The organism is Nocardioides ginsengisegetis (genome assembly GCF_014138045.1).
Classification (GTDB): domain Bacteria; phylum Actinomycetota; class Actinomycetes; order Propionibacteriales; family Nocardioidaceae; genus Nocardioides; species Nocardioides ginsengisegetis.
The window spans coordinates 3,504,070-3,515,436 of the sequence record NZ_JACGXA010000001.1 but is presented as its reverse complement, the minus strand read 5'-3'; the positions used below and the strand labels follow the sequence as shown (position 1 = coordinate 3,515,436).

The window sequence follows — 11,367 nt, the reverse complement described above, 5'->3', positions numbered from 1 at the left end:
AAGAGGGCGAACTATGATCCGGTTCATGACGACCGCCACCCCGGCCAGCGCCGGCGAGCTCCTCGAGCTCGTCCGCACCGGTCGCGCCGAGACCCGCTCGGGCCTGCGCTCGATCACCGGGCTCTCGCGCACCGCGGTCGTCTCCCGCGTCCAGGCGCTGGCGCAGGCCGGCCTGCTGCTCGCGGGGGAGGAGCTGGCCTCGACCGGCGGTCGTCCCCCTGGTGCGCTGCTGTTCAACAAGGACGCCGGCGTGGTCCTCGCCGTGGCGATCGGCCGCTCCCGCAGCCAGCTCGCCGTCTTCGACCTCGACGGCACCGAGATCGCGGCCGACTCCCGCGACCACGAGGTCGGCGTCGGACCCGACCAGCTCATGACCGAGGTGGCCGCGCGGCTCACGACGCTGCTCGAGGGGGTCCGCCCCCCTGTCGCCGCGATCGGGCTCTCGCTGCCCGGCACCGTCGACACGGAGCGGGGGGTGAGCCTCGACTCCCCGGTGATGGCCGGCTGGGACGGCGTCGAGCTGGCGCCGTACCTGGCGGGTGTCACCGCCCCCGCCGCCGTTCCCCTGTACGTCGCCAACGACGCGGACGTCCTCGCCCGGGCCGAGCTCCTCGGCCGCCGTGACGACCTGCGCGACGACCTGCGCGACGTGCTCGTCGTGAAGGCCTCCACCGGTCTCGGGCTCGGCATCGTCGCCGACGGGCGCGTGCTGTCCGGGCACCTCGGCGCGGCCGGCGAGATCGGCCACACCAAGCTGGCGGTCGCCGACGGACTGCCCTGCCGATGCGGGTCCACGGGCTGCCTCGAGACGGTGGCCGGCGGCTGGGCGCTGTGCGCCCAGATGGCCGCCAATGGCCGCCCGGTCGGGCACGTCCGCGAGCTCGTGGCGCTGGCCCTCCAGGGCGACGCCGAGGCGCGCCACCTGGTCCGCGAGTCCGGCCGGCACGTCGGGGAGCTGCTCGCGATCGCGATCAACCTGCTCAACCCGCAGGCGGTCGTCGTCGGCGGCGACATGGCCGGCGCGTTCGACACCTTCGCCGCGGGCCTCCGCGAGAGCGTCTATGCCCGGGCCGGGGCGCTCGCGACCCGCGACCTGCAGTTCCTGCCCGCCATGCACGGCGACCGCGCGGGTCTGGTCGGCTGTGCCGCCCTCGCGCTCGACCACGTGCTGGCGCCGTCCGCGGTCGACGCCCGGCTGGCCGCCCACGCCTGACCGCGCCGCTCGGCTGCCATGATGCGCGGGTGATCAACGGGTTGACCTGGCTGCTCGGCTGCCAGCTGGTGGGCGAGGTGCTGGTCCGCCTGACCGACGCCCCGGTCCCCGGGCCGGTGGTCGGGATGGTCGTGCTCTTCGTCCTCCTCCGCGTACGTCGCTCCGGCGACGACGCGACGGTGGTGCGGGCCGCCGCCGGACTGCTGCGCCACCTGCAGCTGCTGTTCGTGCCCGCCGGTGTCGGCGTCATCGTCTACCTCGGCACGATCCGCGACCATGCCCTGCCCCTGGTCGCCGGGTTGGTGGTCTCGTGGGCCCTGGGGCTCGCCGTCGTGGGCTGGACGACGGTCGCGCTCGAGCGGGTGGGGGCCCGCCGGTGAGCGAGACCTGGGCCTGGGCGAGCCACTCGCCGGTGTTCTTCCTGCTGCTGACGCTGGTCGCCTACCGCATCGGCCGCGAGGTCCGGGACCGCACCGGTGGCCATGCGCTCGCCCAGCCGGTCCTCGTCGCCATCGTGCTCGTGGGCGTGACCCTGTCGGTGCTGGACGTCGACTACGCCGACTACGCCGACGGCACCACCCTGATCTCGTTCCTGCTGGGCCCGGCCACGGTCGCGCTGGCCGTCCCCCTGCACCGGCAGGCGCACCGCCTCCAGGGCTTCGTGGTCCCGCTGCTGGTCGCGATCCCGCTCGGCGCGGTCGTGTCCGTGTCGACGGCCGTGGTGCTGGTCGAGACCCTCGGTGGTGGCGACCTCCTCGCCCGCACGATCGCCCCGAAGGCGGCCACGACCCCGGTCTCGATCGCCCTGTCGGAGACGGCAGGCGGGATCCCGTCGCTGACCGCGGTCCTGACGATCCTGGCCGGCATCCTGGGCGCCGTCGCCGGGCCGGCCGTGCTCACCCTGCTCCGGGTCCGCGACCGTCGCGCCCGCGGGCTGGCGCTTGGCGCCGTCTCGCACGGCATCGGCACCTCCCGCGCCTTGGTGGAGGACGAGACCGAGGGAGCGTTCGCCGGCCTGTCCATGGGCCTGACGGCGCTCGCCACCAGCCTGGTGGTGCCGATCCTGGTGGCCGTCCTGCTCTAGTTTTGTCGGCATGACGCGCGTGCACGCCTTCGGAGACGACGCCCTCGGGGACCTCGACGCGGTCGGCCTGGTCGACCGCATCCAGCGCCGGGAGGTGAGTGTCCCCGAGGTGGTCGAGGCGGCGATCCTCCGCGTGGAGAAGGTCGACCCGCAGCTCAACGCGGTCGCGTACGAGGCCTTCGACCGGGCCCGCGCCGAGGCGGCCGACCCGCGTGGCGGCTTCTTCGCCGGCGTCCCGACCTTCGTCAAGGACAACGTCGACGTCGCCGGCATGCCCACCCGCCAGGGCAACGACGCCTACGACGCGCCCCCGGCCCGGCGCGACGGGGACTTCGCGCGCATGTTCCTCGCGACCGGCCTGGTGCCGCTCGGCAAGACCCAGCTCAGCGAGTTCGGCTTCAGCCCGTCGGCCGAGCACCCGCGGCTCGGTGCCGTCCGCACGCCGTGGAACCCCGACCACAGTGCCGGAGCCTCGTCCGCCGGCTCCGCGGCGCTGGTCGCGGCGGGCGCCGTGCCCCTCGCCCACGCCAACGACGGCGGCGGCTCGATCCGGATCCCGGCCGCGGTCAACGGGCTCGTCGGCCTCAAGCCCACCCGCGAGCGGCTGGCGCAGGACAAGCTGATGCGGGACATGCCGGTCCGGATCATCAATGACGGCGTCGTCACCCGCTCGGTCCGCGACACCGCGGCCTTCCTGCGCGAGTCGGAGAAGGTCTACCGCGCCCTGCACCTGCCGCCGATCGGCGACATCACCCGGCCGGGCAAGCGCCGGCTCCGGGTCGCGCTGGTGACCGAGGGGGTGGGTGTCGGGGTCGCGCCCGAGGTGCACGACCTCACCCTCAAGACGGCCCGGCTGCTCGAGGAGCTCGGGCACACCGTCGAGCCGGTCCCGGTGCCCGTGGACGACCAGTTCAAGGACGACTTCCTGCTCTACTGGTCGCTGCTCGCCTTCGGTCTGGTCCGCGGCGGCCGCCGCGCCAACGGCCCCACCTGGGACCCCGCCCGACTCGACAACCTCACCCTCGGACTGGCCCGGCACGCCGGCCGCAACCTGCACCGGGTGCCGGGCGCGATCCTCCGGCTGCGTCGCTCGGCCAAGGTCTCCGCTGCCTTCTTCGGGCAGTACGACGTCATCCTCAGCCCCACGCTCGCCACCGAGACCCCGCGGGTCGGCCACCTCGACCCGACCCGGGACTACGAGGACGTGATCGGACGGATCCTGGAGTGGGCGGCGTTCACCCCGCTGCAGAACGCCACCGGAGACCCGGCGATCTCGCTGCCGCTCGCCACCACCGCGGCGGGGCTCCCGCAGGGCATGCACTTCACCGCGCCGGCCGGTCGCGAGGCCCGGCTCCTCGAGCTCGCCTACGAGCTCGAGGAGGCGCACCCCTGGGCGCGCATCCAGGACTGAGCCGGACGGGTCAGCGCGGCACCACCAGGAGCGCCTGGGCGGACCGGGCGACCAGCCCCAGGCCGTCGTACGCCGCGGACGTGGCCACGCCGACCGAGCCCGTCGACAGCGTCGTCTCGGCGTCGAGGCAGACCCACTCGCCGACGGGCGGGCGCAGCAGGTGCACGCTCAGCTCGGTGTTGAGGAACCCCCACTCGCGCACGTCGAGCGCCGCCGAGGCACCGGAGGCCGAGTCGACGCAGGCCAGCAGGCGCTGCACGGGCGAGGTCTCCTCGCCCTCGACGAGCCGCGGCGGCCGCATCCAGACGATGCCCGGGCCGGCCTCCTCGACCGAGCCCTTGATCCAGCGCCACTCGACCGCGTCGAGGTAGCCGCCGTGCCAGCCCTCGGGTCGCGGCCGGGTCTCGCCGTCCTCGGGGGAGTGGGCGAGGGGGGTCGGCTGCCCGGGGCCCGACGTCGACACCGGGAACACCCAGGCGTGGGCCCGGGCGACCGTGCGGCCGGCCTCGACGTCGTGCAGCTCGGCGCCCACGAGCTGCACCGAGCGACCCGGCCGCAGCACCGACGCGGACAGCGTCAGGGTCGCGACGGGGACCGGTCCGAGCAGCTCCATGGTGAAGCGGCCGATCGTCCACGAGGCCCCCGCGAGGCGCTCGATCCCCCGTGCCAGGAGGGCCGCCGGAGGGCCGCCGTGCTGGGCGTCCGTCGACCACGGACCGGCCGTCGAGGGCGTCGGTTCGACCCATTCGCGACCGTCCGGAGAGGCCTCGAGAAGCCGGTAGAAACAGGGGTGTGGGGCCGATTTTTCGTTCACGTGTCCCTCTGTGTATTGTTCTCGGTCGTTGCCCCTTTAGCTCAGTCGGCAGAGCGTCTCCATGGTAAGGAGAAGGTCTACGGTTCGATTCCGTAAAGGGGCTCTGGGTGTGGGATTGCGTCGGCCAGTATTCTGGCCGGCGTGCCCCTGTCCCGGTGGCGGGGTAGCTCAGGTGGTTAGAGCACACGGCTCATAATCGTGGTGTCGCGGGTTCGAGTCCCGCCCCCGCTACTCAGTTTCGACCAAGACGCAACAGCAAGGACTTCCCGTGGCCAGCAAGAGCTCCGACGTTCGCCCCAAGATCACGCTCGCGTGCGTGGACTGCAAGGAGCGCAACTACATCACCAAGAAGAACCGCCGCAACGACCCCGATCGTCTCGAGCTGGCGAAGTTCTGCCCGCGCTGCCGCAAGCACACCGCGCACCGCGAGACCCGCTGACGCCTCGTCGTCACCCCAGCTTTTCCACCGACCCGCCCGGTCCTCCGGGCGGGTCGGCTGCATTTCGGGCCAGCCGATCGGCCGTGGTCGCGGTTGGTTAGGTTGGGGGCATGCCCGTGGACCAGTCGCTCGTCGGCAAGACGTTCCCGCCGAGCCGCCCCTACGCCGTGTCGGAGGACAACATCCGGGAGTTCGTGGCCGCCACCGGCGGCACCTACGCCGGTGGTCCGGCCCCGGCGACCTTCCCGATCGTGCTCGCCTTCGACGCCATGAACGCCTTCCTCGAGGCCGAGGCGATCGACCTGTTCCGGATCGTGCACGGCGCCCAGGACTTCGCCTACGAGCGACCGGTCGTGCCCGGTGACGTCCTCACCGCGACGCTGACCGTCGCGACGCTGCGCCAGATCGCCGGCAACGACATCATCGGCACCACCAGCGCGATCACCGACGAGTCCGGTGCCCTGGTCTGCTCGACCTCGGCGACCCTCGTCCACCGAGGAGCCGAAGCATGAGCCTCCCGACCCAGACCTTCTCGATCACCCGCGCCGACCTCGTCGCGTACGCCGGCGCCAGCGGCGACCACAACCCGATCCACCAGGACGAGTCGGTCGCGCTCAGCGTCGGGCTGCCCGGCGTGATCGCCCACGGCATGTTCACCATGGCCCTGGCCGCCCGCGCCGTCGAGGCGTGGTTCCCGGGTGCCGAGGTCGTCTCCTTCGGCTGCAAGTTCACCAACCCGGTCGTCGTCCCCGCCGAGGGCGGCGTCGACATCGAGGTGGCCGGGGCCGTCAAGGAGGCCGACGGGCTCACCACGGTGTCGCTGACCGTCACCTGCGACGGGCAGAAGGTCCTCGGCATGCCCAAGGCCGTCCTCCGTGGCTGAGCTGCTCGGCGCCCACACCACCCTCCGCATCGGGGGTCCGGCCCGGCGCTGGGTCACGGCCCGCACCGAGGCCGAGCTGATCGCGGCGGTCTCCGAGGCCGACGCCGCCGGTGAGCCGTTGCTCGTCCTCGGCGGCGGGAGCAACCTCGTCGTGGCCGACGAGGGCTTCCCCGGCACGGTCGTCCAGGTCGCCACCCGCGGGGTCGCGGTCGACCTCGACCCGGGCGATGACCCGACGTGCGGCGGGGTCCTGGTCACGGTCGCGGCCGGCGAGCCCTGGGACGAGCTCGTCAGCGAGGCCGTCGAGCGCGGCTGGGTGGGGGTCGAGGCCCTCTCCGGCATCCCCGGCCTGGTCGGCGCCACCCCGATCCAGAACGTCGGCGCCTACGGCCAGGAGGTCTCCCAGACCATCGCGTCGGTCCGGGTCTGGGACCGCACGCTCCGGGGCGTGCGCACCTTCGCCAACGCCGACTGCGGGTTCGGCTACCGGCACAGCCGCTTCAAGGCCGACCGGCTGGACGCCTGGGGCGGCCGGCACGTCGTGCTGTCGGTGACCTTCCAGTTCCGCAAGGGCAGCCTCGGCGCCCCGGTGGCCTACGCCGAGCTCGCCCGGACCCTCGGCGTGGATCAGGGCGGGCGCGCCCCGGCGGGCGACGTACGCCGCGCGGTGCTGGGGCTTCGCCGCGGCAAGGGCATGGTGCTCGACCCCGACGACCACGACACGTGGAGCGCCGGCTCGTTCTTCACCAACCCCGTCGTGCCTGCCGGGCAGGTCCCCGAGGGCGCGCCCGCCTGGCCTCAGGCCGACGGCCTCGTGAAGACCAGCGCGGCCTGGCTGATCGAGCACGCGGGGTTCACCAAGGGCCACGGGTCCGACCGCGCCGCCCTGTCGGGCAAGCACACGCTCGCGCTCACCAACCGCGGCGGCGCGGGCTCCGCCGACGTGATCGACCTCGCGCGCGAGGTGCGCGACGGGGTCGAGGCACGCTTCGGGATCCGGCTCGTCAACGAGCCGGTCCTGGTCGGCTGCGAGCTGTGAGCTACCGGTAGGTCGTGGTGCTGCTGGTCGTGCTGCTCACCGCGAGCAGCGCGATCACGCCGACGACGAACAGCAGCCCGATCACCAGCAGCACCGTGCCGATGATGCCCATGATCCGGCCCGCGTTGGCCTGGTCACGGCCGCCGTACTGACCGGGGCTGGCGTCGATCTCGCGCACCGCACGCGCGCCGATCCGCCACGCGAAGGGTGAGAGCACCAGTGTGATGCCGCCGCAGAAGACGATGCCGGCGAGGGCGACCAGGCTGAGCACGAACGCGGTCGTCGACGACGGGTGGTTGGGCAGTGCCGGCTGCGCGTAGCCGTAGGGCGCCTGCGGGGCGGGGTAGCCCGGCTGCGGCTGGCCGTAGGGGTTCTGCTGCGCGTAGGGCTGGGTGTACGGCGCCGCCGGCGGCTGGCCGTAGGGGTTGGTCTGCGGCGCGGGGTACTGCGGCGGGACCTGGCCGTAGGGCGGCTGCGGCGCGCCATAGGGCGGCTGTGCCTGCGGGTCCTGCGGTGCCGCCGGGGGCAGCTGGCCGTAGGGCGTGTGCGTCGGCGGCAGGGACTCACCCTGGCCGGCGTCGCCGGTGTTCTCGGAGTCAGAGGTGCTCACGGGGCCATCTTGTCAGGGCCGGGCGGGTTCCGCGGCCAACCACTCGTCGACCTCGGCGAGGAGTTCCTTCTTGGTCTGGTCGGGCGCCCGGGAGGCCCGGATCGACATCCGCCCGAGCTCGGCGAGCTGCTCGTCGTCGAGGTCGTGGGCCGCGCGCATGGTGGCGTACTGCCCGGCGAGGCGCGAGCCGAACAGCAGCGGGTCGTCGGCGCCGAGCGCCACGGTCGCGCCGGCGGCGAGCAGCGCCGGCAGCGGCACCGAGGTGAGGTCGGAGTAGACGCCCAGCGCCACGTTGGACACGGGGCACACCTCGAGCGCCACGCCCGCCTCGACGATCCGGTCCAGCAGGGCGGGGTCCTCGGCCGAGCGCACCCCGTGGCCGAGCCGGCCGGCGTGCAGCTCGTCGAGGCAGGTCCGGACGTGCTCGGCCCCGCGCAGCTCGCCGCCGTGGGGGACCAGCAGGAGGCCGGCCCGCTCCGCGATGGCGAAGGCCGGCGCGAACTCCGCCGTCGTGCCCCGGCGCTCGTCGTTGCTGAGCCCGAAGCCGACCACGCCGCGGTCGGCGTACTGCGCCGCGAGCCGCGCCAGGGTCCGGGCGTCGAGCGGGTGCCGGGTCCGGTTGGCCGCCACGACCACCGCCATCCCGAGGCCGGTCTCCCGCGTCGCCTCCCGGACGGCGTCCAGCACCAGGTCGAGGAAGGCCGTGATGCCGCCGAAGCGGGCGGCGTAGCCGCTCGGGTCGACCTGGATCTCCAGCCAGCGTCCGCCGTCGCGGACGTCGTCCTCGGCCGCCTCCCGCACCAGGCGGCGTACGTCGCCCTCCGTGCGCAGCACGGACCGCGCGACGTCGTAGAGCCGCTGGAACCGGAACCAGCCCTTCTCGTCGGCCGCCGACAGCTGCGGCGGCCACTCCGAGACGAGCGAGTCGGGCAGCACGATGCCGTCCCGCTCGGCCAGCTCGAGCAGCGTCTCGTGACGCATCGAGCCGGTGAAGTGGAGGTGCAGGTGGGCCTTGGGCAGCGCCGTCAGGTCGCGCATCCGGGGGTCGAGGCTCAGGCGAAGAGCTTCTGGAGGCGGGTGATGCCCTCGACGATGTCGTCGTCGCCCAGCGCGTAGGAGAAGCGCAGGTAGCCCGGCGACCCGAACGCCTCGCCCGGGACGGCGGCCACCTCGGCCTTGTCGAGGATGTACTCGGCCAGCTCGGCGGAGGTCTCGATGCGGGTGCCGTCGTACTCCTTGCCGAGCAGGCCCTTGACCGAGGGGTAGGCGTAGAACGCGCCGGTCGGGGTCGGGCAGAGGACGCCGTCGATCTCGTTGAGCATCGTGACGATCATCTTGCGGCGGCGGTCGAAGGCCACCTTCATCTCGTCCACGGCGGTCAGGTCGCCCGACACCGCCGCGAGGGCGGCCCGCTGCGCGACGTTGGAGACGTTGGAGGTCGCGTGCGACTGCAGGTTGGTGGCGGCCTTGACCAGGTCGGCGGGGCCGATCATCCAGCCGACCCGCCAGCCGGTCATGGCGTAGGTCTTGGCGACGCCGTTGACGACGACGCAGTTGTCCTGGAGGAAGGGGCACAGCACCGGCATCGAGCCGGTCTCGACACCGTCGTAGACGAGGTGCTCGTAGATCTCGTCGGTCAGCACCCACAGGCCGTTGTCCTCGACCCACTGGCCGATCGCGCGGATCTCGTCGGCGGTGTAGACCGAACCCGTCGGGTTGGAGGGGGAGACGAAGAGCAGCACCTTGGTGTGCTCGGTGCGGGCGGCCTCGAGCTGCTCGACGGTGACCTTGTAGTCCTGGGTCTCGTCGGCCAGCACCTCGACGGCGGTGCCGCCGGCGAGCTGGATCGCCTCGGGGTACGTCGTCCAGAACGGCGCCGGCACGATGACCTCGTCGCCGGGGTCGATCATGGCGGCGAACGCCGCGTAGATGGCCTGCTTGCCGCCGTTGGTGACCAGCACGTTGGCCGGCTCGATGGCCAGGCCGCTGTCGCGCAGGGTCTTCTCGACGATCGCCTTCTTCAGCTCCGGCAGGCCGCCGGCGGGGGTGTAGCGGTGGTTCTTGGGGTCCCGGCAGGCCTCGACCGCGGCCTCGACCACGTAGTCCGGCGTCGGGAAGTCGGGCTCGCCGGCGCCGAAGCCGATCACGGGACGTCCCTCGGCCTTGAGCGCCTTGGCCTTCGCGTCGACCTTCAGCGTCGCGGACTCGGCGATGGCGCCGATCCGCTTCGAGACGCGTCGGGCGCGGGGCTGGCTGGCGTTCTGGGAGCTCATGGCACCATCGTAGGGGCGGGTCGTCTCGGGGCCACGCGGGGTTTCACGGCAAGGTCCACGGCAAGGTCCACGGCCGGTCCGGGCGGGGAGCGCGTCGAGCACTCCCCGGTTTGGACTCCGCGTTGCTCTTCCCCGTAGACTCCCCGTTTGTGGTTTTCCCACATGCTTCGGCGTGCCCTCACCAGGGCGCCTCGGGCGCCGCTTCACCGGGAAATCGCGGAGGGCACTAGCTCAACTGGCAGAGCATCGGTCTCCAAAACCGAAGGTTGGGGGTTCAAGTCCCTCGTGCCCTGCAGGAAATGTGATGCAGGATCAACTGTGTGACGGCCGGTCGACCACGACCAGCCGGTCGATCGAGGAGAGGTGACGAACGTGTCGGACAGCAAGGCCGTCCGCGGTTCGCGTGAGAGCAGGACCGAGAAGCGCACCAGCCTCCCGGTGTTCTACCGGCAGGTCGTCGCCGAGCTCCGCAAGGTCGTCTACCCGACTCAGGAGCAGCTGGTCACCTACTTCCTGGTCGTCATGGTCTTCGTCATCTTCATGATGGCGCTGGTCGCGGCACTGGACCTGGGCTTCGGCAAGCTGATCTTCGCGGTCTTTGCCGGCAACTCCACCCAGTGACCGGACACCCGGACGACTGACCCAGCGGGACCGCCCGCCCCGTCCGGCCCCGGCCGGACACCAGATTGGACATCCAGTAGTGACGGAGCAGCACGTGTCGGAGCAGTACGACTCGGTCGAGACCGAGGAGACGGTGACGTCCCCCGAGGGTGACGCGCCCGTCGAGGAGACCGCCGAGGTCGAGCAGGCCGAGGCCACCGACGAGACCGCCGACGACGCCGCCGAGGTCGACGAGACGACCGGCGAGATCGTCGACGCTGACGAGACCGCCGAGACCGCCGACGACGCCGTGGACGAGAACGACCCGCTCGAGGTCTTCCGCCGCGAGCTGTGGGCCAAGCCCGGTGACTGGTTCGTCGTGCACACCTACTCCGGCATGGAGAACCGGGTGAAGTCGAACCTCGAGAACCGCATCATCTCCTTGAACATGGAGGACTACATCCACGAGATCGTGGTCCCCACCGAGGAGGTCGCGGAGATCAAGAACGGCCAGCGCAAGATGGTCCGCCGGACCGTCCTGCCCGGCTACGTCCTGGTCCGCATGGACCTGACCGACGAGTCGTGGGCCGCGGTCCGCCACACCCCCTCGGTGACCGGCTTCGTCGGCCACAGCCACCAGCCCGTGCCGCTGAGCATGACCGAGGTCGAGAACATGCTCGCCCCCGCCGTCGTCGCTCGCGCCGAGGCCGAGGCTGTCGCCGCCGGCGCCCCGTCGCCCTCGGGTGGCACCGCCGCCAAGAAGCCCGTCGAGGTCGCCGACTTCGACGTGTCCGACTCGGTCATGGTGGTCGACGGCCCGTTCGCCACGCTCCACGCGACGATCACCGAGATCAACGCCGAGTCGCAGAGGGTCAAGGCCCTCGTCGAGATCTTCGGCCGGGAGACCCCGGTCGAGCTGAGCTTCTCCCAGATCCAGAAGGTCTGAGCAGCAAGCCCAGCGAAGCAACACCCAGGTGGCAGAGCAAGGGTCGGCGTACCGG

At 72.4% G+C, this 11,367-nt stretch carries 14 protein-coding genes and 3 tRNA genes; 13 read left to right on the top strand and 4 right to left on the bottom strand.

Features of this window, described 5'->3' with window-relative positions:
- Positions 1-25 precede the first annotated feature (25 nt).
- From FB382_RS16975 to FB382_RS16960, 4 genes are read left to right on the top strand one after another with little or no spacing between them, the layout of a single operon-like run.
- On the top strand, positions 26-1,213 hold the full coding sequence (locus tag FB382_RS16975; protein ID WP_182540892.1) for an ROK family protein: 1,188 nt from the start codon (positions 26-28) through the stop codon (positions 1,211-1,213).
- A gap of 29 nt (positions 1,214-1,242) precedes the next feature.
- Positions 1,243-1,593, top strand: coding sequence for a CidA/LrgA family protein (locus FB382_RS16970; protein ID WP_182540891.1), 351 nt, complete (start codon positions 1,243-1,245; stop codon positions 1,591-1,593).
- Complete coding sequence (locus FB382_RS16965) at positions 1,590-2,297, top strand: LrgB family protein (protein WP_182540890.1); 708 nt, start codon at positions 1,590-1,592, stop codon at positions 2,295-2,297. Before FB382_RS16970 ends, FB382_RS16965 begins: the two co-directional genes overlap by 4 nt.
- Before the next feature lie 10 nt (positions 2,298-2,307).
- The gene (locus tag FB382_RS16960) at positions 2,308-3,708 is read left to right on the top strand and encodes an amidase (RefSeq protein ID WP_182540889.1); all 1,401 of its coding nucleotides are present in this window, start codon (positions 2,308-2,310) and stop codon (positions 3,706-3,708) included.
- Positions 3,709-3,718: 10 nt separating this feature from the next.
- On the opposite strand, the gene FB382_RS16955 is transcribed toward FB382_RS16960, so the two are convergent.
- Positions 3,719-4,522: an acyl-CoA thioesterase domain-containing protein gene (locus FB382_RS16955; protein ID WP_182540888.1), complete on the bottom strand. Its 804-nt coding sequence runs from the start codon at positions 4,520-4,522 to the stop codon at positions 3,719-3,721.
- 30 nt (positions 4,523-4,552) lie between these two features.
- Here FB382_RS16955 and FB382_RS16950 point away from each other — a divergent pair.
- The 6 genes from FB382_RS16950 to FB382_RS16925 all read left to right on the top strand — a co-directional run bounded on the left by FB382_RS16950 (position 4,553) and on the right by FB382_RS16925 (position 6,883).
- Positions 4,553-4,625 (top strand) — tRNA-Thr (locus tag FB382_RS16950).
- Between the two features lie 54 nt (positions 4,626-4,679).
- Positions 4,680-4,753: transfer RNA gene (locus FB382_RS16945), tRNA-Met, on the top strand.
- A gap of 37 nt (positions 4,754-4,790) precedes the next feature.
- Positions 4,791-4,961: a 50S ribosomal protein L33 gene (gene rpmG / locus FB382_RS16940; protein WP_121804265.1), complete on the top strand. Its 171-nt coding sequence runs from the start codon at positions 4,791-4,793 to the stop codon at positions 4,959-4,961.
- A gap of 110 nt (positions 4,962-5,071) precedes the next feature.
- On the top strand, positions 5,072-5,473 hold the full coding sequence (locus FB382_RS16935) for an FAS1-like dehydratase domain-containing protein (RefSeq protein WP_182540887.1): 402 nt from the start codon (positions 5,072-5,074) through the stop codon (positions 5,471-5,473).
- A complete protein-coding gene (locus FB382_RS16930; RefSeq protein WP_182540886.1) occupies positions 5,470-5,844 on the top strand; it encodes a MaoC/PaaZ C-terminal domain-containing protein in 375 nt (124 codons plus the stop codon). The genes FB382_RS16935 and FB382_RS16930 overlap by 4 nt, the downstream gene beginning before the upstream one ends.
- Entirely contained in the window at positions 5,837-6,883 is a 1,047-nt protein-coding gene (locus FB382_RS16925; RefSeq protein ID WP_182540885.1) for a UDP-N-acetylmuramate dehydrogenase, read from the top strand. Before FB382_RS16930 ends, FB382_RS16925 begins: the two co-directional genes overlap by 8 nt.
- Before the next feature lies 1 nt (position 6,884).
- On the opposite strand, the gene FB382_RS16920 is transcribed toward FB382_RS16925, so the two are convergent.
- From FB382_RS16920 to FB382_RS16910, 3 genes are read right to left on the bottom strand one after another with little or no spacing between them, the layout of a single operon-like run.
- Positions 6,885-7,493 carry a hypothetical protein gene (locus FB382_RS16920; RefSeq protein ID WP_182540884.1) on the bottom strand — a complete coding sequence of 203 codons (609 nt, stop codon included), beginning with the start codon at positions 7,491-7,493 and terminating at the stop codon, positions 6,885-6,887.
- A gap of 12 nt (positions 7,494-7,505) precedes the next feature.
- Positions 7,506-8,531 carry an adenosine deaminase gene (locus FB382_RS16915; protein WP_182540883.1) on the bottom strand — a complete coding sequence of 342 codons (1,026 nt, stop codon included), beginning with the start codon at positions 8,529-8,531 and terminating at the stop codon, positions 7,506-7,508.
- A gap of 14 nt (positions 8,532-8,545) precedes the next feature.
- A complete protein-coding gene (locus FB382_RS16910; protein ID WP_182540882.1) occupies positions 8,546-9,766 on the bottom strand; it encodes a pyridoxal phosphate-dependent aminotransferase in 1,221 nt (406 codons plus the stop codon).
- A 220-nt stretch (positions 9,767-9,986) separates the two neighbouring features.
- Between FB382_RS16910 and FB382_RS16905 the strand changes: the two genes are divergently transcribed.
- From FB382_RS16905 to nusG, 3 genes are all read left to right on the top strand, one after another.
- Positions 9,987-10,059 (top strand) — tRNA-Trp (locus tag FB382_RS16905).
- A 79-nt stretch (positions 10,060-10,138) separates the two neighbouring features.
- Positions 10,139-10,387, top strand: a complete 249-nt coding sequence (secE, locus tag FB382_RS16900) for a preprotein translocase subunit SecE (RefSeq protein ID WP_182540881.1) — start codon at positions 10,139-10,141, stop codon at positions 10,385-10,387.
- A gap of 94 nt (positions 10,388-10,481) precedes the next feature.
- Positions 10,482-11,312 carry a transcription termination/antitermination protein NusG gene (nusG, locus tag FB382_RS16895; RefSeq protein ID WP_343055647.1) on the top strand — a complete coding sequence of 277 codons (831 nt, stop codon included), beginning with the start codon at positions 10,482-10,484 and terminating at the stop codon, positions 11,310-11,312.
- Positions 11,313-11,367 lie beyond the last annotated feature (55 nt).